Origin of the sequence: Exiguobacterium sp. s89, assembly GCF_018617735.1 — a bacterium.
Taxonomy (GTDB): domain Bacteria; phylum Bacillota; class Bacilli; order Exiguobacteriales; family Exiguobacteriaceae; genus Exiguobacterium; species Exiguobacterium marinum.
In genome coordinates this window covers 43,065-62,878 of sequence record NZ_JACSKS010000002.1, presented here as the reverse complement: position 1 = coordinate 62,878, position 19,814 = coordinate 43,065, and the positions used below count along the sequence as shown (strand labels likewise).

At 47.3% G+C, this 19,814-nt stretch carries 28 protein-coding genes, 1 pseudogene and 1 riboswitch; of the genes and pseudogenes, 5 read left to right on the top strand and 24 right to left on the bottom strand.

Features of this window, described 5'->3' with window-relative positions; all coding sequences use genetic code 11:
- Positions 1-7: 7 nt before the first annotated feature.
- From rbsD to KNO96_RS06315, 4 genes are all read right to left on the bottom strand, one after another.
- Positions 8-397 (bottom strand): D-ribose pyranase, encoded by a 390-nt coding sequence (gene rbsD, locus KNO96_RS06330; protein WP_026824919.1) that lies wholly within the window; start codon positions 395-397, stop codon positions 8-10.
- Positions 397-1,281 carry a ribokinase gene (rbsK, locus tag KNO96_RS06325; RefSeq protein ID WP_214703041.1) on the bottom strand — a complete coding sequence of 295 codons (885 nt, stop codon included), beginning with the start codon at positions 1,279-1,281 and terminating at the stop codon, positions 397-399. The genes rbsD and rbsK overlap by 1 nt, the downstream gene beginning before the upstream one ends.
- A 3-nt stretch (positions 1,282-1,284) precedes the next feature.
- Positions 1,285-2,262, bottom strand: a complete 978-nt coding sequence (locus KNO96_RS06320; protein ID WP_214703030.1) for a LacI family DNA-binding transcriptional regulator — start codon at positions 2,260-2,262, stop codon at positions 1,285-1,287.
- A 107-nt stretch (positions 2,263-2,369) separates the two neighbouring features.
- A complete protein-coding gene (locus KNO96_RS06315) occupies positions 2,370-2,912 on the bottom strand; it encodes a GNAT family N-acetyltransferase (RefSeq protein WP_214703028.1) in 543 nt (180 codons plus the stop codon).
- 74 nt (positions 2,913-2,986) lie between these two features.
- Between KNO96_RS06315 and KNO96_RS06310 the strand changes: the two genes are divergently transcribed.
- Entirely contained in the window at positions 2,987-3,433 is a 447-nt protein-coding gene (locus tag KNO96_RS06310; RefSeq protein WP_214703021.1) for a DUF4385 domain-containing protein, read from the top strand.
- A 7-nt stretch (positions 3,434-3,440) separates the two neighbouring features.
- Here the strand turns inward: KNO96_RS06310 and KNO96_RS14465 are convergent.
- From KNO96_RS14465 to tenA, 8 genes and pseudogenes are all read right to left on the bottom strand, one after another.
- Positions 3,441-3,506: pseudogene (locus tag KNO96_RS14465) on the bottom strand (RNA-guided endonuclease TnpB family protein); the annotation flags it as partial.
- 196 nt (positions 3,507-3,702) lie between these two features.
- A complete protein-coding gene (locus tag KNO96_RS06305; protein ID WP_026824913.1) occupies positions 3,703-4,152 on the bottom strand; it encodes an OsmC family protein in 450 nt (149 codons plus the stop codon).
- Between the two features lie 42 nt (positions 4,153-4,194).
- On the bottom strand, positions 4,195-5,760 hold the full coding sequence (locus KNO96_RS06300; RefSeq protein WP_214703019.1) for a diguanylate cyclase domain-containing protein: 1,566 nt from the start codon (positions 5,758-5,760) through the stop codon (positions 4,195-4,197).
- A gap of 111 nt (positions 5,761-5,871) precedes the next feature.
- Positions 5,872-6,510: an SDR family oxidoreductase gene (locus KNO96_RS06295; RefSeq protein ID WP_214703009.1), complete on the bottom strand. Its 639-nt coding sequence runs from the start codon at positions 6,508-6,510 to the stop codon at positions 5,872-5,874.
- 25 nt (positions 6,511-6,535) lie between these two features.
- On the bottom strand, positions 6,536-7,177 hold the full coding sequence (thiE, locus tag KNO96_RS06290; protein WP_214703007.1) for a thiamine phosphate synthase: 642 nt from the start codon (positions 7,175-7,177) through the stop codon (positions 6,536-6,538).
- Positions 7,146-7,985 carry a bifunctional hydroxymethylpyrimidine kinase/phosphomethylpyrimidine kinase gene (gene thiD / locus KNO96_RS06285; RefSeq protein WP_214703005.1) on the bottom strand — a complete coding sequence of 280 codons (840 nt, stop codon included), beginning with the start codon at positions 7,983-7,985 and terminating at the stop codon, positions 7,146-7,148. Before thiD ends, thiE begins: the two co-directional genes overlap by 32 nt.
- Entirely contained in the window at positions 7,985-8,773 is a 789-nt protein-coding gene (thiM, locus tag KNO96_RS06280; RefSeq protein ID WP_214703003.1) for a hydroxyethylthiazole kinase, read from the bottom strand. The genes thiD and thiM overlap by 1 nt, the downstream gene beginning before the upstream one ends.
- A complete protein-coding gene (gene tenA / locus KNO96_RS06275; protein ID WP_026824908.1) occupies positions 8,770-9,444 on the bottom strand; it encodes a thiaminase II in 675 nt (224 codons plus the stop codon). The genes thiM and tenA overlap by 4 nt, the downstream gene beginning before the upstream one ends.
- Positions 9,445-9,531: 87 nt before the next feature.
- Positions 9,532-9,636: riboswitch (TPP riboswitch) on the bottom strand.
- Between the two features lie 136 nt (positions 9,637-9,772).
- Between tenA and KNO96_RS06270 the strand changes: the two genes are divergently transcribed.
- Positions 9,773-10,168 carry an ion channel gene (locus KNO96_RS06270; RefSeq protein ID WP_214703001.1) on the top strand — a complete coding sequence of 132 codons (396 nt, stop codon included), beginning with the start codon at positions 9,773-9,775 and terminating at the stop codon, positions 10,166-10,168.
- A gap of 7 nt (positions 10,169-10,175) precedes the next feature.
- Here the strand turns inward: KNO96_RS06270 and KNO96_RS06265 are convergent, their stop codons facing one another.
- From KNO96_RS06265 to KNO96_RS06255, 3 genes are read right to left on the bottom strand one after another with little or no spacing between them, the layout of a single operon-like run.
- Complete coding sequence (locus KNO96_RS06265) at positions 10,176-10,328, bottom strand: hypothetical protein (RefSeq protein WP_012727577.1); 153 nt, start codon at positions 10,326-10,328, stop codon at positions 10,176-10,178.
- Between the two features lie 50 nt (positions 10,329-10,378).
- Complete coding sequence (locus tag KNO96_RS06260; RefSeq protein ID WP_214702999.1) at positions 10,379-11,206, bottom strand: aminoglycoside 6-adenylyltransferase; 828 nt, start codon at positions 11,204-11,206, stop codon at positions 10,379-10,381.
- Positions 11,203-11,805, bottom strand: a complete 603-nt coding sequence (locus KNO96_RS06255; RefSeq protein WP_214702998.1) for a pentapeptide repeat-containing protein — start codon at positions 11,803-11,805, stop codon at positions 11,203-11,205. The genes KNO96_RS06260 and KNO96_RS06255 overlap by 4 nt, the downstream gene beginning before the upstream one ends.
- 55 nt (positions 11,806-11,860) lie before the next feature.
- Here KNO96_RS06255 and KNO96_RS06250 point away from each other — a divergent pair, with 55 nt between their 5' ends.
- A complete protein-coding gene (locus tag KNO96_RS06250; protein WP_214702996.1) occupies positions 11,861-12,310 on the top strand; it encodes an NUDIX hydrolase in 450 nt (149 codons plus the stop codon).
- A gap of 2 nt (positions 12,311-12,312) precedes the next feature.
- Here the strand turns inward: KNO96_RS06250 and KNO96_RS06245 are convergent, their stop codons facing one another.
- From KNO96_RS06245 to KNO96_RS06235, 3 genes are all read right to left on the bottom strand, one after another.
- Complete coding sequence (locus KNO96_RS06245) at positions 12,313-12,990, bottom strand: YjjG family noncanonical pyrimidine nucleotidase (RefSeq protein ID WP_214702994.1); 678 nt, start codon at positions 12,988-12,990, stop codon at positions 12,313-12,315.
- Between the two features lie 121 nt (positions 12,991-13,111).
- The gene (locus KNO96_RS06240; RefSeq protein WP_214702992.1) at positions 13,112-13,867 is read right to left on the bottom strand and encodes a DUF1129 family protein; all 756 of its coding nucleotides are present in this window, start codon (positions 13,865-13,867) and stop codon (positions 13,112-13,114) included.
- Positions 13,842-14,195, bottom strand: a complete 354-nt coding sequence (locus tag KNO96_RS06235; RefSeq protein ID WP_026824901.1) for a PadR family transcriptional regulator — start codon at positions 14,193-14,195, stop codon at positions 13,842-13,844. Before KNO96_RS06235 ends, KNO96_RS06240 begins: the two co-directional genes overlap by 26 nt.
- Positions 14,196-14,363: 168 nt before the next feature.
- On the opposite strand from KNO96_RS06235, the gene KNO96_RS06230 reads away from it, so the two are divergent.
- Positions 14,364-15,821, top strand: coding sequence for an aldehyde dehydrogenase family protein (locus KNO96_RS06230; RefSeq protein WP_214702991.1), 1,458 nt, complete (start codon positions 14,364-14,366; stop codon positions 15,819-15,821).
- A 66-nt stretch (positions 15,822-15,887) separates the two neighbouring features.
- Here KNO96_RS06230 and KNO96_RS06225 read toward each other — a convergent pair whose 3' ends face one another.
- From KNO96_RS06225 to KNO96_RS06200, 6 genes are all read right to left on the bottom strand, one after another.
- Positions 15,888-16,070 (bottom strand): DUF6440 family protein, encoded by a 183-nt coding sequence (locus tag KNO96_RS06225; protein WP_026824899.1) that lies wholly within the window; start codon positions 16,068-16,070, stop codon positions 15,888-15,890.
- 89 nt (positions 16,071-16,159) lie between these two features.
- Complete coding sequence (locus KNO96_RS06220; protein ID WP_214702990.1) at positions 16,160-16,378, bottom strand: hypothetical protein; 219 nt, start codon at positions 16,376-16,378, stop codon at positions 16,160-16,162.
- Between the two features lie 285 nt (positions 16,379-16,663).
- Positions 16,664-17,002: a zinc ribbon domain-containing protein YjdM gene (locus KNO96_RS06215; protein ID WP_214702989.1), complete on the bottom strand. Its 339-nt coding sequence runs from the start codon at positions 17,000-17,002 to the stop codon at positions 16,664-16,666.
- Between the two features lie 66 nt (positions 17,003-17,068).
- Positions 17,069-17,581 carry a GNAT family N-acetyltransferase gene (locus KNO96_RS06210; protein ID WP_026824896.1) on the bottom strand — a complete coding sequence of 171 codons (513 nt, stop codon included), beginning with the start codon at positions 17,579-17,581 and terminating at the stop codon, positions 17,069-17,071.
- 92 nt (positions 17,582-17,673) lie between these two features.
- Positions 17,674-18,003 carry a four-helix bundle copper-binding protein gene (locus KNO96_RS06205; RefSeq protein WP_026824895.1) on the bottom strand — a complete coding sequence of 110 codons (330 nt, stop codon included), beginning with the start codon at positions 18,001-18,003 and terminating at the stop codon, positions 17,674-17,676.
- Positions 18,004-18,084: 81 nt separating this feature from the next.
- On the bottom strand, positions 18,085-18,696 hold the full coding sequence (locus KNO96_RS06200) for a protein kinase family protein (RefSeq protein WP_214702988.1): 612 nt from the start codon (positions 18,694-18,696) through the stop codon (positions 18,085-18,087).
- 146 nt (positions 18,697-18,842) lie between these two features.
- Here KNO96_RS06200 and KNO96_RS06195 point away from each other — a divergent pair, with 146 nt between their 5' ends.
- Positions 18,843-19,739, top strand: a complete 897-nt coding sequence (locus KNO96_RS06195) for an aldo/keto reductase (protein ID WP_026824893.1) — start codon at positions 18,843-18,845, stop codon at positions 19,737-19,739.
- Positions 19,740-19,814 lie beyond the last annotated feature (75 nt).

The following is a 19,814-nucleotide window of genomic DNA, read 5'->3' as shown; positions in this document are numbered from 1 at the left end:
TCCCCCCTTAAAAAATGACCCCGGCGTGTAAGATAACGTTGGCGTAAGGTGTCGCTTCCCCAGTTCGAATGACGACTTTTGCTTTTGCGACTTCTCGTTTAAAGTCTTCATGCGAACACATGTCGATGCTCGTGTACCGTTCTTTCAGTGAATCCGCAATCGTCGGGTTGTGTGTGAGAATTTCCTCGGCAATTGTAATGCGCTCCACGACCATATCAGAGTCAACGGCATCTAGTACGTCTAAAAAAGAAGGTTCCCCGATGCGAAGACTGAGATCGACACGCTTCACACCGTCCGGAATCGGCAACCCGCAATCCGCGATGACGACTCGATCCGTATGTCCGAGGTCAGCAAAGATTTTAGCTAAATGACTATTCAAAATTCCTTGTTTTTTCATCACACGCGCTCCAATCGTTGTTGTACATCTTGCCGTGTCGGCATACCGCCTTGTGCACCAAAACCTTCGACACTCATTCCTGACGCGACCACAGCAAATCGAACAGCTGCCTCTAGTTCACCCTGTTCACCAAGTGCGACAGCAAGTGCCCCGTTGAACGTATCCCCGGCTCCTGTCGTATCGACGACGTTCGCTCGAATGGCGGGTACGTGTCGCACCTGTTTCCCATCGTGGAATCGAACGCCATGGACGCCTTCCGTGACAAGTAGCTTGTTCGGATAGCGTTCGAGAACGTCATCCACGGACATTCCGTTAAATAAGTCACGGCACTCATGTTCGTTCGGTGTCAGATAAGTGACTTGTTCAACCACTTCTGGCGGAAGCGGTTGAGACGGTGCCGGATTGAGTAACACTGGAATCCCTTTTGACTGACAATAAGACGTCACTTGTTTGACCGTTTCAATCGGAATCTCGAGCTGTAAGAGTACGAACGACTGCTCATCGAGAAGTTGATTCAGTTCATCCTCCGTGAAGACGACCTTCTTGTTCGCCGATTGGACGACGACAATCGAATTATCCTCTTCTGCCAATACGATGTGAGCTGTACCGGTCACTTCATCTGGTATAATGCGAACGTGCGTGACATCGACGTTGTGCTGTTTGAAGTTTTCCACAACCTGTTGTCCGAATGGGTCACTTCCGACACAGCCGACCATCTTTACAGCGCCGCCTAACTTGGAGGCAGCGACTGCCTGGTTCGCACCTTTCCCCCCTGGAACGGTACGGAACGACTCACCGATGACCGTTTCCCCTGCTCTTGGACGTTTGTCGGACGTGACGACGAGGTCCATCGATATACTGCCAATGACAACAATGCGTTTCATTCTTTATCTCTCCTTCCGCTTTGTCGTTTGTCTTTCAAGTAACGTGACCGGTAATAGCATCTCTTTCGGTCGCGTGTCTTTCTTCTCAATCAAGTCCAGTAATCGTTCGGTCGCGACTCGTCCCATCTCATAGATGGGTTGCACGATGGTCGTCAGTGGTGGAGACGTCATCTCACCTAGCTCGATTCCGTCATACCCGATGACCTGCAGTTCTTCCGGGACACGAATGTTCCGACGGACGGCTTCCTGCAACACAGCGGCCGCAATCACATCGTTCGCTGCGAAGATCCCATCGAACGGCCAGGAATGGTCGAATAGTTGTTGGGATGCTTTCAAAGCATCTTTAAACGTGAAAGTCGATTCGGTCATTCCGACAAGCCTGTCTCCTGCCGCTTCGACGAATCCTTCCGTCCGACGTTTGACTGTCTTTAAATGATCCGGACCGGCAATATGTGCCAGTCTTGTCGCACCACGTTCTAGCAACGTGTCGGCCGCCAACTTCCCACCCTCATATCCGTCAGATATAACCGCATCGATGCCCGCTTTCACGATTCGGTCAAGTGCGACCATGGGTAAATCTAACGTTTCGTAATTCGGATTGTGTGAATGGTTCGTCGTGATAATCAAGCCATCGACGTGCATCGTCTGCAGGGCAATCAAATACGTCTGTTCTTTTTCAAGTTGTTCGTCCGTGTTACATAAGACGACTTGATACCCGTGCTGATTTGCAACGTCCTCAATCGCCCGAGCCAACTGTGGAAAGAACGGGTTCGTGATGTCTGGCATGATGAGCCCAATCAAATTAGACGATTTTTTATAGAGTGAACGCGCGACTCGATTTGGTGCGTAGTTCAATTCCGCAATCGCCTTTTCAACCGCTTCTTTCGCCTCTTCGCTCACATATCCGCTTTTGTTCATGACGCGTGACACTGTCGCCACCGAGACGTTTGCGTGTTTTGCCACTTGCTTGATGGTCGCCATTTGACATCCTCCGTTCTGGAAACGCTTACAAAACCATCTTAATGTGTAACCGGTTACATATCAAGGGTTTTTTTATGATTTCATGAAAAAACACACTGAACTCATTCTCAGTGTGTGATTGAAACAGGGTTTAGTTGTACATAGACGAGGCAATCTACCGTTCGCCCATCGAGTCGGGTCAATTCTTGCGTTTTCGTGAACGCATAAGTGAACCCACATTTCTCAACGACGCGTCGCGATTGATCATTGAAGCTGAAATAGCCGCACCAAATCCGCTCTAGCTTTAACTCTTCGAATCCGAATCGAATCATCGCCTGAACGGCTTCCGGCACGTAACTATTCCCCCAATGATCTGGACTGAGCACATAGCCGATCTCACGTTGTGCATCATGTTGAATCGACGGATCCGGTCTTCGATCATGTAGTCCGATGCTGCCGATCACTTGCCCGGTCTCTTTCAAGACGATGGCCCATACATCGGCTTCCTCGATAAACAGTTGAATAACGTCCCTCGTTTCGTCAATCGATTCATGGGGTGCCCAACCCGCCATCGGTCCGACACGCTCATCTTTTGCGTAATGATACATATCTTCTGCGTCTTCTAACGTGAACGCTCGTAACATCAATCGTTCTGTCTCTAGAGTGATCATATCAACCCGTCCTTTTACTTTGAGTTGTTTCCTCCACCGACCTAATGGGAAACGTTAGGCGAGGAGGTATAACGATGCCATTTGATTATGATTTAAACTTTGATGAAATCGACTTCCGACAACAACCCGAACTGTACCGAGTCGGTCGTGGTGAACAAGGGGTACTACTCGTCGAACCGTATAAAAGTGAGATTTTGCCCCATTGGCGATTCAAGACGCCAAAGATCGCCAAGCAATCCGCTGAAGAAATCATGGAATTGTTTGAAGCGTATCGCGCAAACGATGATTTCGTCGGGATGGATATGGCCCGAAAGTTCATCCAAATGGGCTATACACGGGCCCGGCGCTATGCCAATTATAAAGGCGGTCGTAAATATAAAGAAGACGGTGACATTCATGAGCGTCAAATCGATGAGGAGAAGGCAGAGTCCGCTCGTATCTTCAAAACGTATTGGGATCAGCTCCGTGCCGATGACGATTATTTACGACGTAAAAAGGCACATCAAAAACAGTACGGGTGAACTACTCGCCACAAGCGGAACAAATTTGCGTTGATGCGTACCATTGATCTGCCTTGATGAGTGTCCGTCCATAATCGCCTGATACGTCATCATCTCCTCAATTCCTTCTTCAGAGGGAGTTTGATTATAAAAGTCATAAGGAGCTACGTAGGTCCATTCTTGAATTCGACTTGCCCATTCACGTGTCATTGCTTGGTGATGCATTCGTCTCCCCTCCGTGCTCTTTTGCTCGGTTTACTATGTAAAAAAAGATGAGGTTTCCCCCATCTTTATTTTCGAACCCATTCTGCCGTCATCGCGACATCAGCCGTATGCATGAGATTGTGGATTGGACATCGTGCTTCGACGCCTTTCCGTAATTCCGCAATCCGCTCATCCGATTCGGTCGTGTCGAGTACGATTTTCATATGAACCGACTCGAAGTAAGTGCGCACACCTTCCATCCCTTGGAACCCTCGTGGATCGAGTGTCCCTTCCGTCACGAACTCGACCCCTTCATACTCAAAGCTCATGTCCTGGGCGACATAAGCAATCATGACGGTCGTACAAGACGATAATGCTCCGAGAAGATATTCGAGTGGGTTCGGCCCCATATTCGTTCCACCGAGTCGCTCCGGCTCATCTACGATAAAAGGGGTGTGTTCTCCTACACGCACAGTCGTCTTGACGCCTCCAGCCTCTCCTTCGGCGCGCATCGTCACTAACGGTCTTTCTGACATGTTCCATCCTCCTCTCAATGATTAACCATTTCTATGTTCCCGTTATGTTGGACCATGTAACGCCTCATCATAAACCGCATAATCATTTTTGCCGTCTTGTTTGATTTGGTACATCGCCTGGTCTGCTTTATGAATCAATGTATCTAAATCAATTCCTTGGTCCGGGGCATGACTGACTCCGATACTCGCCCGGATTGGAATCGTCACATCCGACGTTTGGTACGGGTTCTGATTTAACGTCAGCTGAAGTTCGTGAATAAATGCAAGCACTTCAGAATCTGTTAAATCGACTAAATAAATATAGAACTCATCTCCTCCGACACGGGATGCCAAGCCGACGTCTCGTGCCGAAGCTTCCAACAGTCCACCTAAATGTGTTAAGAAATGATCACCGATTTGATGGCCATACGTATCGTTGACCGCTTTGAAACCGTCCAAATCGATGACCAGCAAAGATAGTCGCGAGGCACTCAGGAGCGCATGGTCTGCTTGTTCATAAAACGCACGGCGATTAGCCAATTTCGTAAGTGGATCATGGTAGGCGAAAAAGCGGATCGTCTGCTCGGCCTCTTTGAACGAATGGACGTCCCGAATGATGATCATCCCATGAATCGTTCGATCGATATCGACAAAGTCCCCATCGATAACGACGTACCGTTCTTGTCCAGACTTCGTCATAATTTTCGTTTCGAACTCTATAAACTTTTTACGTGTCCGAAAGTGTTTGGTGTAGTGTTCCATCCACTCTGCTTTTTTCTTTTCTGGCAACAAATCGACAAACCGTTCATTCACGACGCGGACCGTATGAAACAATGTTCGCGCAGCCGGATTCGCACTTTCCACCCTACCATCCGGGTCAATCAACAAGATAGCGGATGGATTTAAATTATAGAGTGTCCCATATCGTTTAACATAAGAGGTTAAGAAGTCTAAACGATTCATCGCGATGACGAGCGCCACCGCCCAAACGAGCCCTCCATACATATAAGAGTACGGTGGAATAAATCCACGGAATTGAAAATAACCGAACACGATGTCCCACACCAATATGACTAATGCCGTCCAAAATAACATCCGTAATACCCGCTGATGTTCCCTACGTTCTGTTCGTCGTAACGCATAAAAAATAAGAAAGATAATCAGGGTGTGAAAAATATTCCCGACAGTTAAGGTAACCAAATAGGATGAATTGAACTCAGGATAAATCCAAATTCCGACCTGTTCGAACCGTTGACTGTTCGTAATATTTTCTCTCTGCACGTACGTCAACACGATTGGAATCAATGGCAAGTAGACAACCCATGGATACAGCCAACGTGGCGCCTTCGCACCGATACCCGTAATGTTCAATATGAAATGAATGGAGAAGATAAAGATCAAGATGCCGGCATTCCCAAACCAATAGGCAATGAGTGCCGGACTATATTCAATCGGAGAAAGATGGCGAACGAATTCCGCTAAGAAAAGCATCGAATAGCCAAACACAAACAGGCTCAGCAAACGATGCTCGACTTTATTCGGATTTCGTTGAAAGACATCGAGTGCTAAAAAGCCGAGTAAAAATGACGGCAACAAATAGACCGCCAGATAAATGAACATCTCGGTCATGCGGAACCTCCTCACCTATTCATAATTCTTCATTTCGCTATTCTGCTGACTTTTCCCTCTTTAACGCGACAAAAAACGGGATGAGCCACATCCCGTTCTTCATTCGACACATTATAACGTTTCTTCGATTGGGGTATCCCCTTTAATCAAATCAATCGCTTTGTTCTGCGCATTTGCATGGTTATGGAGGACATGCACCAAGAATGATGCCACGTCTTCGCGTGGAATCTCTCCACTTCCCTCGAATTGCGTGTTCACTTTTCCCGTTCCCGCATCATCTGTCAATGCGCCCGGACGAACAATCGTGTATGTGAGTCCACTCTGTTCGAGTAAGCGATCGGCATGATGCTTCGCTACGTAGTACGGCTTCATCGAATCTGGCCAAGCTGAGCGATCCTCTGCTTTTAAGGCACTGAGCATGACGAAGTGTTTGATGTTCCCGTTCGCTTGTGCTGCTTCGATACTCTTCGCTGCACCATCTAGGTCAATTAAAAGGGTTTTGTCTGCTCCAGTGCTTCCACCAGAACCAGCCGCGAACACGATGACGTCCATCCCGTCGATTGCCTTTTCCAAGTCCGCTACTGAACCTTCGAGGTCGCCAAGTACAGCGTTGTATCCTTTTGACTTGAAGTCATCGAGCTGCTCTTCTTTACGAACCATCGCTGTGACGTGATGCTTCCCTTCATTGTGTAACTTTTCTACCAATTGATGGCCAATCTGGCCGTTTGCACCGATAACAAATACGTTCATCTGTCTTCCTCCTCAAAAATTGAATTCAGAGACAAGCGAAACGCCGGGTAGCTTCTGCTACATCCGGTGCAGAAGCGATGGCGGAGATGACGGCAACACCGTCTGCCCCGTCATCAATAATAGCAGGGACATGATCGGGACGAATGCCCCCAATCCCCACAATCGGCAGCAGTGGATAGTGTCGACGAACTTGTTGAATCAGTTCCGTGCCACGCACAATCCCTGCATCCAGTTTACTTCGCGTCTCATGAATCGGACCGATGCCGACATAATCTGCGAACGGAAGAGCTGCACTGACTTCCTCCATCGTATGGACCGACACCCCTAACCATTTATCAGGTCCTAGCCGTTCTCGAACTTGTTTGGCAGGTAAGTCATCTTGTCCGACGTGGATGCCATCCGCGTCAATCGCGAGCGCCAATTCAACATCGTCGTTGATGATGAACGGGACCTTTGCTTCTCGACATTCATGTTGGAGCGTCCTTGCCATCGCTTCTTTTTCATCTCCATACAATGCATCTTTACCTTTTTCGCGAAATTGAAAACATGTCACACCACATCGAAGTGCCGTTTTGACGGTCGTCACCAAATCGGATGCGTCCGTCGTTCCACACACAAAGTAAAGGCGAAGCTGCTTAGCGAGCGCTTGTTTCGTACAGAACGTCAACGGTAATCACCTCTTCTTTCGCTAAACGATGTCCCCAATGATTGGTCGGTCCATGCCCGTTCCCAATCAATAATCCATGTGCAATCGCCTGATGAATGAATCGTTTTGCGTCAACGACCGCTTGACGTAGTGTCTTCCCATACGCTAGTTCAGCTGTCAATGCGGCAGAGAACGTACATCCCGTCCCGTGCGTATCTTTCGTTTGGATTCGAGGTGCTTTTACGCGGAACGCTTCAGACTCGGTCACGATTAAGTCAACGGCTTCTACATCATTCGAATGTCCGCCTTTGATAATCACGATATCGACGCCAATGGCTCGAATCACCTGCGCTGCCTTCATCCGGTCTGCCTCGGTCCGAATCTCCATCCCCGCCAACACTTCTGCCTCTGGAATATTCGGGGTCACGATGGTCGCCTGTGGCAACAGCTTCGTGCGAAGTGCTTCGACCGCACTAACTTGCAACAAAGAGGCGCCCCCTTTCGCTACCATGACAGGATCGACGACAACATGTTCGAAACGATATCGTTCGAGCGCCTTCGCCACCGCTTCAATTCGTTCAGCGTCCACCAACATTCCGGTTTTACAAGCGGTGATGCTAAAATCATCAGCTACCGCATCGATTTGTCGGGTAATCATTTCCGTGGAAATAGCCTCAATTCCATGTACCCCTAGTGTGTTCTGGGCTGTGATTGCAGTCAGCACGCTCGTCCCGAATACGCCGAGCTCTTGAAACGTTTTGAGATCGGCTTGAATGCCGGCTCCTCCGCCTGAATCAGATCCTGCAATTGTCAAAACTTGAGGTTTCATCATGTCGACACCTCGATTCGATTCGTCGGAATTGTATGTTGCGTCAATTGATGGAGGGCATTTAAAAAGTGAATCGGAAAGTCTCCCGGTCCTTCTGCTCGCTCACTCGCTAGCTCACCGGAATAAGTATAGCCTGACATGGCGGTCACCGTCGCTTTAAGGGCGTTCTTTTCGACTGCTAGACAAGCTCCGACCACTGCACTGAGTAAACATCCCGTACCGGTCGTCTCAGTCATGCGTTTCGTCCCGCCGTGTATTTCCATGACGACGTTCCCGTCGCTGACCATATCTTCTTTTCCAGTCACGGCCACGACACATCCGTATCGTTTCGCTGCTTCAAGCGCCAATTGTCGCGGTTCGCATGCACCGTCTCCAACATCGACACCACGAGCTGCCCAATCGACACCAATCAACGTCGCGATTTCTCCTGCATTTCCTCGAATGGCCGTGACACGCACGTGACGCAAAATACGTTCGACCACATCTCGTCGGAATGACGTCGCCCCGACTCCGACCGGGTCGAGTACAATGGGGCATCCTGCCTCGTTCGCCGCCTGCCCTGCACGAATCATCGTGGCTTCGGTCATCGTACTAAGTGTCCCGATATTTAACACGAGCGCATCACTTATAAATGTCATCTCTGCCACTTCTTCGATTGCATCCGCCATGACGGGAGAGGCACCGATGGCGAGCAGTCCATTCGCCGAAAAATTCGCCACGACTGTGTTCGTGATGTTGTGAATGAGCGGTGCCTGCTTCCGAATCTCACTCCAAATCTCATGTCTCATTGGTTGACCTCCTGTGACAATGTCCACGACTCAAGTGTCCAAGCCATTTCCCAAAAAGCGACTTCGTAATAGCAACTCTTCAAGAACAGTTTCGTATAACGCACACGCTCTTCTTCTGTCGCTTGTCCTGCGAGCTCATCTAATCGATCGATTTGTTCTTCCACCAATTCGCGGAACCACTCTGAGCCATACGTCGCAATCCAGGCCGAATAAATCGGATGATCAGGACGCTTGTCTTTAAGACGTTCGCCAATCTCGTAATACACCCAGTAGCACGGAAGGATCGACGCGAGCACGTCCCCGAGTGTCGGTCCTGCCTGTTGCATATGGAGCGCATACGCATAAGCGGTCGGAGCCGGCTCGAATGTCGCCAATTCGACATCCGTTACGTCGAGCATCGTAAAGAACTCTCGATGAAGTGAGAGTTCCGCCTCAATCGTGTGTAAGGCATGTGTTAAAAAACGGCTTGATAGTTCCATCGTCGGTGCGAGCGTCGCCCCCTTCGCCTGCACTTTCGAAAACTGATTCAAATAATAAGAGTCTTGCATGACGTAATGTCTGAACTTCTTCTCATCGAGCGTTCCTTCTCCGAGTGAACGGACAAACGGGTGATGAAAGCTTGCTTCAAACAATCCATCTGCTTCCTGACGTAAGTGATCTGTAAATTTCATATGAACTCCCCCTTATAACAGATAAAAGACGCCGCCTCCCATAACGGAAGCGGCGTCTCGAACAGTCATATCTAGGTGAAGCCATATGAGTCGTTTCGCCCACTTCCCTACGCTAGCGTGAACTAGATCAGGTTCAAAGGGTCTGGACCATGTCCATCTCAGCCGCGTAACGCGACTCCCCTAGTGGCAAACATTATGAAATTCAGTCGTCTTCGACCACATTCTATCAATTTTTTCATCAATTGCAAACCTTTTCCGATCCCGTTTTTCATTCTTCGCTTCGGGAATGGGTAAGGAAGCACATTGATAAGAAAAGGATGTGGACAGAATGAATACGATTTTATTGACGATTGCATTACTCTTCATCAGCTTGAACGTGTTTTGGTTTTTCAAACGTCAAACGTATAAACAGACAGGATTTGATGGGAGGTTGTTCGCTCAGTTATTCGTCAGCCTATTTGGTGTCATGTTAGGGTTCACGTTGATTTATTATGCGCTATCTCGCGATTCAGTCATTCTTGTGACCTCCCTCGAATCCATGAATGCTGTTGAACCGACTTGGGAAAACCTCCTGTACTTCAGCGGGGTCACCCTACTATCGATTGGCTTTGGTGATTTGTTGCCAATCGGATTGACCCGATTATTCGCTATCATCGAAGGCGCAATCGGTATTTTATTACCGAGTGCCTTCTTCATCAAATCGATGTATCAGAAAGACGAGTGAAGATTTTCTAGCGTCCGGTGATGAGCAAAAACATATTGAACGCGACGAGACCAAGAGGAAGCATCGCAACCAAAATGATTGGCCATTTCTTTAAACGAATGCCGACAAAGAGGACGAGACTTCCGACTAAAAGGGCAATAAATGTCGTATATGGATTCATGAAAAAACGCTCCTTTCTCTATAAGGAGCGTTTCCCGGCTCTCGCCGTCATTAATCGTTCGAATGTCGAAGTGTTGCACATGCAGCACGGACGCGTCTCGCTTCTTCCTCCTGAAATACGAAATGGCCTTGTTCGGCGACGCGTTGCGCGCAAAAGAAAAAGAGTGATTGTAATCGGTCATGCGTGTCCTCAATGGCGCTCAGTTCAGCCGAGGCATACGTCGCCCCGAGCATCTCCCATAACTCTTCCGGTAAATGGTCGCGCATCCCGTCCCCTGACTTCCCAAGATTCACCGAGAAATCTGTCGCATAACCGATGTTCCATTCCATCATCTGACGGAGCATATTCCGCATGATGTCGAGGTGGTCGAGCGCATATAGCACTTGATGCCGCTTGATTCCTTTGACGACATAGAGCGACACCCACCAAAACTCATTCCAACAAGCCGCATACTCGTCAGCAGACGGATGTTTCACACGATACGATGTGTCTGACGGCGTCACATCTGGATGATCATCTCGGTCAAAGATGATTTGACTGAGCGAGTCGGCTTCGAGCATCGCTTCAAGTTGATCAACACACCGAATCGTCAAATCAATACGGTGTCCGTCTACATATTGCACTAAAAACGTTACATGTCGTTCGGGATCAGACGTCTCAGGTGTCTGCATAATCAAGACCTCTCCAAACATGTCGATCCATGAGCGATCGGCCGCAACCGCTCTTACATCTTCTACGTAAAAGGCAAGATCGACATCCTGATACGGGTCTGGTCGGATGTTCGGATTGACGAGCGAGCCGTTCAAGACGACCGTTCGGATGTATTCACGTTCTGTTGCGAACGCAACCAGCTGTTCAATGATTTGTTCCGGCTTCATTCTACAATCGCCCCCAATGAGCGCGCGACTTGGATCGCCTGCATCGCGTCTAATTTTGTTTGCTGTAACGTCACGTTCGAAAAATCAACCCCATCGACGAGTGCTCCTCTGAAGTCGGCACCACGACACACCGCATGTTGAAGTGTCGCCCGGGACAAGTCCGCCTGATACCAAACCGTCTCGGTCAAGTCAGTTCCGTACAGGTCCGCCTCAATTAAACGTACATGGGACCAATCCATCTTTTTGAGCGACACGTGACGAAGATTGACGAACGACCAGTCCCCCTCTTTTACAAGAACGCCTTCAAACTGACTTTCTTCAAAAGATGACCCGGTCATTTTACATTGTTCAAACTCACTCGTGAACAAGTTGGCACCATGAAACTGACAGTTCAAAAATGAACTGCTGACATGACGGGACGCGTTCCATTTCGAATCCGTGAAGTCACAATTGATGAACTGACAGCGCTCCGTTTGTAGTTCTGTTGCATCGACGTATGTGAAGCGACAGTTCTCGAACGTGACGTGTGACAGTTCTTCGTCTCGGAGTGTCACGTCACGGAAATCTTCGTCTCGATATTGCGTATGTGGTTGAAACATATGATCTCTCCTTCAGGTATACTAGAACAGATTACAAAGATTGGAAGTGATATAGATGGACATCGTATTTCCGACTGAACACGGCGTCTTCAATTACCGCGTTGCCGGTATTTTTGTAAAAGACGACCATTTATTGATTCACCGAAACGTCCGGGATGACTTTTGGGCATTACCCGGAGGTCGCGTGACGCTCGGTGAAGAAGCCGCAACCGCGCTCGCACGCGAGCTTCATGAAGAGTTGAACATGCATGTGACCGATACCTCGTTCGCTTTCGTGCACGAGAATTTATTTACGTACAACGACCAACCGTTTCATGAGATTGGACTGTACTTTTATGTAGATGGTGACCTCCCGCTCCAAGACGGCGATTTTTACGGACCTGAAAGAGATCACCTGATTTATCGTTGGCAAAAGCTTGACCGTCTCCAAGACGTCACGCTCTATCCAGAAGTATTGGGTCAACTCCCGAACCGTTTGCCAGTTCATTCACTAAACCCGTCTTGAACTTAGAGAAGCGATTTCAACTCATGTAAATGTCGAATCTCATACGTCGACTCCATCGTCGCGGCCACTTCTTTCGGATTGAACCAGCACGTATCTAGACCATACATCCGCCCACCGGCGATATCTGCCGTGACCGAGTCGCCGATGATTAAGCCTTTCTCTGGCGTTACATTTGGAATTCGGTCGAAGACATAGTCAAAGAACGGCTTCATCGGTTTTTGCGAGCCGGTCGCATCCGATACGAAGACGTCTTGGAAGTACGGCAATAGTCCCGATGACTCTAACCGTTTGAATTGAGTCACCGTCACGCCGTTTGTGACGATATAGAGCGGATAGTCAACGCTCAGCGTTTGTACAATTTCTAACGCACCATCGATCATGTGTACGCCTGCATGTAAATAGTCACGATACTGCTGTTCGACATATGGTCCATCAACCGTAAGACCGAGCGAATCGAATAGTTTCGTGTGACGACCGACGAGTACTTCCTCGCGGTCTACTTCCCCACGTTCAAATGCGCGCCACAGGGCCGTGTTGATGTCGACATAGCGCGACTTCACCTCATCCGTCATCCGGACATTGTAGGATGCGAGCAATTGCTCCAAGGCGACGTGCTCACTTTGTTTAAAGTCTAATAGCGTGTCATCAATATCAAATAAAATGGCTTCATAACGTTTCATGGTTCTTTCTAACCCCTCTCTTCGTCTAACTGTACAGGAAGTAGAAACGAACATCAAAAAAAGGGGGATAAACGTAATCCCCCTTTATCTTTTCTTGACGATGAACCGGATGGCTAAAACATCAGACTTGATTCTCTTTATTTTTCTTGGCCCAGACAAGAAAGAAAATTGCCATTCCGATGAAAAAAATCAACATCGAAAAAATCAATTGTTGCTCAAGTGGTAAACTCGTGCGAGCAAACGCATATTGCGGTCCAAATAAAAGAATCGGAATGATTAGATTAATCCATGTTTTTGTCCATACAGAGACGATGAGTAATGTAATTACACCAATTCCGAACAATACAAGTTGACCGACCGGACCGAAAACAACCGTCGGAGTTTCAATGAAGATATCAAGCACCATCAAACCAAGAAATGATAACATTGGAATCGCAGCAAGCACGACATAGGTTACACCGTTTTTGAATTTGCTTTCCTTCGAGCGAACCGCCATAGTACGGAAAGCTTGTGAAGCAGCTAATAAGAAAAGGATTGCTACAAGTGGGAAACCAATCATTTGGATTGTTGAGAACGTCATCTCACCTTCAATGAAATTGCCAATAATAATGTATGCGAACAGGTTTGAAATCATCATCACAATGACTTTGATAAATTCATTCATGTCGAATGCCATCTCATGACCAATATACTGCATGTAGGATTTCGGACTTTGTCCAATGACATCGTCCACATCCTTCCCTGCTTGCTCCGCTTCTAACAAGTGATCCTTTAACTCAAAGACAATATCTTTCACCTCAGTCTCGGACTTCCCGCTCGACATGAGGTATACCGATAAATCATCTAAAAAATCACGACTTTTCTTTGAAAGTTCCATCTTTATTCTCCTCCCTGAGTACGCGGTCGACACCGCTTGAAACTTCTATCCAACGTTGTTTAAAGGCTAGTAATTCTTGTTGACCCACTTCCGTTAAAATGTAGTACTTCCGCTTTGGGCCTCCGGATGGAAGTTCTTTTTGAACCGTCTCGACCCATCCTTCTTTTTTCATCCGTAGCAGAACGGGGTAAATACTTCCTTCGCTCACCATTGTAAATCCATACGCCTGTAACTTTTCAGACATCTCGTAACCGTATGTCTCACCTTTACCAATAATGGCTAATAGACACCCTTCAAGCAGACCTTTTAACATTTGACTCATTGCCATGGCGTAACCTCACTTTCAATCAACTATCTTGTTATACATAATAGTAATGGAAACTAACCCCATTTACAACTACTTTGTAAAACAAGTTAGTTACACTTTTGGATGTTTATTTTTCTAAAACAAGTGAATACTTCTTATGGTGAAGAAAAAATAAAGGAGTGTTCAAATATGCATACAGATTTTACGAACATGTACATCAATGGTGAGTGGGTAAGCGGATCAAGTGAAAAGTCGATCGACAACGTCAACCCATTCTCGAACGAGACTCTCTTCTCGATTCGTTCAGCGGATGAAGATGACTTGAATCGTGCTTATGAAGCAGCGAAAGCGTCTCAAACGGACTGGGCTGACATGGTTCCCCAGGCACGCCGTGAGTTGATTGAGAAGTTTGCCCAGCTGACGATGGACAATAAAGACCTAATCGTTGACTGGCTCGTGAAAGAGTCTGGGAGTACACGTATCAAAGCGGAAAGTGAATTCGCCGCATCGATGGCCATCATCAAAGAAGCCGCGACGTTCCCATTCCGTATGGACGGGCTCATCAAACCTTCAATCGTCCCGAATAAAGAAAACCGAGTATATCGTAAACCACTCGGGGTCATCGGCATCATCAGCCCGTGGAACTTCCCGCTCCATTTGGCTGTCCGCTCGATTGTGACGGCTCTTGCGACCGGAAATACGGTCGTCGTCAAACCGGCTACAGCGACACCGGTCACAGGTGGTCTCCTATTCGCATCCCTCTTCGAAGAAGCCGGTCTCCCGAAAGGTGTGCTCAATGTCGTCGTCGGACGAGGATCTGAAATCGGCGATGCGATTGTCGAACATCCGATCCCACGTCTCATCTCGTTCACAGGTTCGACCGAGGTCGGGCAAGGAATTGCGGAGAAGGCAGGTCGTCTGCTGAAGAAAACAGCACTTGAGCTCGGTGGAAATAACGTGTTCGTCGTGCTCGATGATGCCGACCTCGACCGTGCCGTCGAATCAGCCGTCTACAGCAAGTTCTTCCACCAAGGACAAATCTGTATGTCGACGAACCGAATCCTCGTCGCTGAATCGATTCACGATGAGTTCGTGGATCGTTACGTTGAGCGCGTTAAACAGTTGAAAGCGGGTGACCCGAACGAAAAAGACACGCAAGTCGGTCCGCTCATCGATCATGACCAAATCGATCGCATTTTAGAACAGATTGAAAAAACGGTCGATGCCGGTGCGAACGTCCATACTGGCGGGACAGCGGACGGCAACGTCCTCGAACCGACCGTCCTCAGTGGTGTAACGAATGACATGCCGCTCGCGAAAAATGAAATCTTCGGTCCGGTCGCGGTCATCCTTTCGTTTAAAGATGACGAAGAGGCGTTACGTCTCTCGAACGAATTACCATATGGATTGAGCGGTGCCGTCCACGGCTCGGTTTACCGTGCGACCAATTTTGCACGAAAAGTCGAAACCGGTATGATTCACGTCAACGACCAGTCGGTCAACGATGAACCGCACATGCCGTTCGGGGGCGAGAAAAACTCTGGTCTCGGACGCTTCAACGGCGAATGGGTACTCGAAGAGTTCACGACGCTTCAATGGGTGTCCATCATGCATGAACGTCGCGAGTATAAACCGTTCTTTTCTTAATACAGTCAATACGAAAAAACCAGGCTTGTCGGCCTGGTTTTTGTGTTGATTCTTCATTCAATGATCTCACGAAGTCGATTGGGGCTTTTCAATCACGACTTTTCCATGTTCATCTAGGAGAGGTGTCATCCCACTCAATCCTAATCCACTAGTCATTATGTAATGAACGCCCGTATAGCGATCCATGACAATCTTAATGATCCCACCACTCATATGCTGTTTCGACTTCAATACAAATCGTTGTCCCACGACATACCTTCTTCCTCTTTTTCAATTTAGAATGCCTTCACAATCATCTCATATCCACACGGAACATATACCATTTTTAACCATTTGAATCATTCTAAGAGCTCATTTACATCCTTGATGTGTTCTTCATCAACTTTGAAATACTCACTACTTTCCATACCTTTTGAAAAAACGAACTCGTCGCTGTCAGTTATCCAAAAGTTCACCATCAATTCCATTGTCGATTCAGCCGGATTATTGATGGTCACTACATATTGAGGAAGCCCTTCTGGACGTTCATTTGTGATTGAACTCGTTTCAATAAACATTTTAAATTCCTCAATTTCATCGTCATCCGTCATCCTATTTTCAGAGTACACAATCGTTTATTCATCAGTATAATTTCCAACAACTAGCTCCCGATCTTGTTGACCACATCCCATTAAAATAAATAACGGGATCACACTGAAGAAGGTAATCATTTTCTTCAAAGACATGTTCTCCCTCCTCCATATTTTAAATACGCTTACATATTATCATAGGCCATACTTTACAAAAAAGACGAACCAGGTCGCATTTCACGCCCCAATTCGTCGACAGTCTAAATCTTTAAGTTAGATTTTCTTCACGAACTCCGACTTCAGTTTCATCGCGCCCAGTCCCTCGATTTTACAGTCGATATCATGGTCACCTTCTACGAGTCGAATCCCCTTCACTCTCGTCCCTTGTTTGACGACAAGCGAGGTCCCTTTCACTTTCAAATCCTTGATCACGGTGACGGTGTCTCCGTCTTGAAGCGGGTTTCCGTTCGCATCTTTGATTTGGGACGCCGCTTCTGCTTCTACCGCCTCGCTCGGTGACCATTCATAGGCACATTCCGGGCATACGAGCAATGGACCATCCTCGTATACATAAGATGATTGGCATTTTGGGCAACTTGGGTACTCAGTCATAATGTTTCCTCCATTCGATTCACTCGTTCCAGTATATCGTATGGTGGTTCAGTCTTTCTAGACCGTTCATTCTTCTGTAGGCGATGCAGGGCCTTCTAAATCAAGTTGATAAAACGATAAATCAAGCCATTTTCCGAACTTATATCCGGCCTTTCGAATCGTACCGGAATGAACAAATCCAACTTTTTCATGAGCACGAATACTCGTCACGTTCGACGCGTCAATTCCCCCAATGACCGTCTTCATCCCTCTCGTTTCGGCGATACGGATGATTTCTTTTAAGAGCTTGTTACCGATTCCTTTCCCGCGATAACCGGGATGCACATACACGGAATGTTCGACCGTGTAATGGTATGCCGGCCATGGACGGAACGGTCCAAACGTCGCAAATCCCATGACGACATCATCCTCTACCCATACGATGACCGGACAGTCTTGCACTTTCTTTTCCTCATACCAGGCCACTCGATTCTCGAGCGTCACCGGTTCATAATGATAGACGGCTGTACTGTTCACAATTGCGTCATTATAAATATGTAAAATCATTTGAAGATCATCTCGGCGACAGTTGCGAATCATCCCCACACCACCTCTTCGTTTTTTTCATTATACGAATCTCATCTTCAAAAGACACGAAAAAAGTGACCGGTTAATCAAACCGGTCACTTCGGTCATGCGGCCAAGCGGTCACACATCGAGGCACATTCTGTACAGACTCGCGCGCATTCCTGACAATGTGCATGCTTATGTTTCTCGCACTCTTGTGCACATGCTTTACAGATGATTGCACAAGCTCGAGCAAGTTCCGGAACAAATGCCGAATCACGCGTCATCGCCTCAGCAAGAAAGGAACAGGCAGCAGCACATTCTCGGTCGAGTCGAATACAATCGACCATCATCTGTACATCTTTTTCCTCTAAACAAGATTCTAGACAATAGTTGCATGTCTCCACACATTCATGGAGCATTTCGAGTTCATTCGCATAAATTCGATGAGCCATACATCATTCCCCTTTCTCTTCTCCTTAAGCTCTTGACACGTTACTCTTCTTCCCTAATCGACAAAAGAAAAACGACCCGCTTCAAGAATCCGGATCGTTCACGAACTTGCGATATAAGCACGCAATTCGATTGAGAAACGTCGCATCATATTGTTTCGGCATGAAACGAAAGCGATAAAGACGATACATCCGTTTCAAATCTTCCCACTGATGATCGATTTGCTGGCCTTGTCTGAATCGTGCCAAATCGATTAAAAAAATTTGTCCGTTCGGGGTCAAAATAATATTTCTCAAATGAACGTCCGATGGGGTCAATCCGAGTAGCCTCGCTTGACGAAGTGATTCGTCCACTGCACTGATGTAAGTCGAATCAATCCAAATCCCCTCCGTCAGACACTCAAATAGCGTCTTTCCTTCGATGTAATCCATCACTATATATGACGCACCGGACTCATAGCACTTCGGAAAGTAAGGAAGTCCCTTTAGTTTTTCATAGATGGCCGCTTCTTCGGTTGCGATTTGTTCGTAACCTGGGAAGAACACTTTAATGACACGATCCTTTTCCTTTAAACGAAGCACGGCCGCACTTCTTCCAATCCCATGTAAATGAAGCTCTGGGTGCATCGCCATCACCTGAAACGAGTCGCCTATCCGATCGAAGGTGACGTCCGCATATTGTTCATAGTTACTCATCTGTCACGCCTCTTTTCTGTTTCTCATTATTATCATAGCTTATTCAAGCTCATTTGACTCTAAAATCCGCTTGAATGATCGCCAAGTGACGTTCTTTCTCTAAAGACGTATAATGAATGGCGAGTGAAAACTAAGGAGGAGTTATTATGCAACGCATCGCTTTAACAGAGGAACTATCATTTTCACGTGTCGTTCACGGAATGTGGCGTCTCGCTGATTGGGATATGACCCCGCAGGAACGCCTTACATTCATCGAACAATGTATCGAACTCGGCATCACAACTTTTGACCATGCTGACATTTATGGGGGTTATACATGCGAAGGGTTGTTTGGGGAAGCGTTAAAACTCAAACCTGAACTCCGTGACCAAATGGAGATTGTTACAAAAACGGGCATCAAATTGACAGGATCATTCAATCCGGGTCAAACGCTCAACTATTACGATACGACTAAAGAACATATCATCGCGCAAGCGGAACGGTCGTTGAAAGAACTCGCCATTGATTATATCGATACGCTACTCATCCACCGTCCAGACCCGTTGATGAATCCGGATGAAGTCGCTGAGGCGTTCATCACGTTACGCGATAGCGGTAAAGTACGCGAGTTTGGTGTATCCAACCATGTACCAGCCACACAGAACTTGCTCCAATCACGTTTGCCGTTCCAACTCGTGACAAATCAACTTGAACTGTCTCCGATGCAATTGAAGCACTTCGAGGATGGATCCGTTGACCTTTGTCATGAAAAACGGATGCCACTCATGGCCTGGAGTCCACTAGCCGGAGGTCAGCTCTTCAAAGATGAACAGTATGCGCCACTTCGTGAAAAACTTGAAGACATTCGTTCACGTCATAACGCGAGCGGGATTGACTCAATCGTGTATGCATGGCTTATCAAACATCCGGCGAACATCATGCCGATCATCGGATCAGGAAAAATCGAGCGTGTTCAGACAGGTGTCGATGCTCTTCAAATCGACCTCACACGTGAAGAATGGTTTGAAATTTTGAAGGCGGCACGCGGTCGAGATGTTGATTGAAGGAAACTTCATCAAATAAATTCCATACAATTAGAAAGTGATCATTTAGATGAAATATCGACTTTTTTCAATATC

Bases quoted from the DNA above. Each gene is read 5' to 3' on its own strand.
- KNO96_RS06300 (WP_214703019.1), bottom strand. From the start codon at position 5,760: ATGACCGAGATGTTCATTTATCTGGCGGTCTATTTGTTGCCGTCATTT.
- KNO96_RS06255 (WP_214702998.1), bottom strand. From the start codon at position 11,805: ATGTTTCAACCACATACGCAATATCGAGACGAAGATTTCCGTGACGTG.
- rbsK (WP_214703041.1), bottom strand. From the start codon at position 1,281: ATGAAACGCATTGTTGTCATTGGCAGTATATCGATGGACCTCGTCGTC.
- KNO96_RS06315 (WP_214703028.1), bottom strand. From the start codon at position 2,912: ATGATCACTCTAGAGACAGAACGATTGATGTTACGAGCGTTCACGTTA.
- KNO96_RS06250 (WP_214702996.1), top strand. From the start codon at position 11,861: ATGGACATCGTATTTCCGACTGAACACGGCGTCTTCAATTACCGCGTT.
- KNO96_RS06265 (WP_012727577.1), bottom strand. From the start codon at position 10,328: ATGAATCCATATACGACATTTATTGCCCTTTTAGTCGGAAGTCTCGTC.
- KNO96_RS06205 (WP_026824895.1), bottom strand. From the start codon at position 18,003: ATGGCTCATCGAATTTATGCGAATGAACTCGAAATGCTCCATGAATGT.
- rbsD (WP_026824919.1), bottom strand. From the start codon at position 397: ATGAAAAAACAAGGAATTTTGAATAGTCATTTAGCTAAAATCTTTGCT.
- KNO96_RS06200 (WP_214702988.1), bottom strand. From the start codon at position 18,696: ATGAGTAACTATGAACAATATGCGGACGTCACCTTCGATCGGATAGGC.
- KNO96_RS06220 (WP_214702990.1), bottom strand. From the start codon at position 16,378: ATGTTTATTGAAACGAGTTCAATCACAAATGAACGTCCAGAAGGGCTT.
- KNO96_RS06210 (WP_026824896.1), bottom strand. From the start codon at position 17,581: ATGATTCGCAACTGTCGCCGAGATGATCTTCAAATGATTTTACATATT.
- thiM (WP_214703003.1), bottom strand. From the start codon at position 8,773: ATGAGACATGAGATTTGGAGTGAGATTCGGAAGCAGGCACCGCTCATT.
- KNO96_RS06260 (WP_214702999.1), bottom strand. From the start codon at position 11,206: ATGAAGCCGGAACAAATCATTGAACAGCTGGTTGCGTTCGCAACAGAA.
- KNO96_RS06235 (WP_026824901.1), bottom strand. From the start codon at position 14,195: ATGGCAATGAGTCAAATGTTAAAAGGTCTGCTTGAAGGGTGTCTATTA.
- KNO96_RS06245 (WP_214702994.1), bottom strand. From the start codon at position 12,990: ATGAAACGTTATGAAGCCATTTTATTTGATATTGATGACACGCTATTA.
- KNO96_RS06295 (WP_214703009.1), bottom strand. From the start codon at position 6,510: ATGAACGTATTTGTTATCGGTGCAAACGGCCAGATTGGCCATCAATTG.
- KNO96_RS06320 (WP_214703030.1), bottom strand. From the start codon at position 2,262: ATGGCGACCATCAAGCAAGTGGCAAAACACGCAAACGTCTCGGTGGCG.
- KNO96_RS06240 (WP_214702992.1), bottom strand. From the start codon at position 13,867: ATGGAACTTTCAAAGAAAAGTCGTGATTTTTTAGATGATTTATCGGTA.
- KNO96_RS06230 (WP_214702991.1), top strand. From the start codon at position 14,364: ATGCATACAGATTTTACGAACATGTACATCAATGGTGAGTGGGTAAGC.
- KNO96_RS06195 (WP_026824893.1), top strand. From the start codon at position 18,843: ATGCAACGCATCGCTTTAACAGAGGAACTATCATTTTCACGTGTCGTT.
- KNO96_RS06305 (WP_026824913.1), bottom strand. From the start codon at position 4,152: ATGTCAGAAAGACCGTTAGTGACGATGCGCGCCGAAGGAGAGGCTGGA.
- KNO96_RS06310 (WP_214703021.1), top strand. From the start codon at position 2,987: ATGCCATTTGATTATGATTTAAACTTTGATGAAATCGACTTCCGACAA.
- KNO96_RS06270 (WP_214703001.1), top strand. From the start codon at position 9,773: ATGAATACGATTTTATTGACGATTGCATTACTCTTCATCAGCTTGAAC.
- tenA (WP_026824908.1), bottom strand. From the start codon at position 9,444: ATGAAATTTACAGATCACTTACGTCAGGAAGCAGATGGATTGTTTGAA.
- thiD (WP_214703005.1), bottom strand. From the start codon at position 7,985: ATGAAACCTCAAGTTTTGACAATTGCAGGATCTGATTCAGGCGGAGGA.
- KNO96_RS06215 (WP_214702989.1), bottom strand. From the start codon at position 17,002: ATGACTGAGTACCCAAGTTGCCCAAAATGCCAATCATCTTATGTATAC.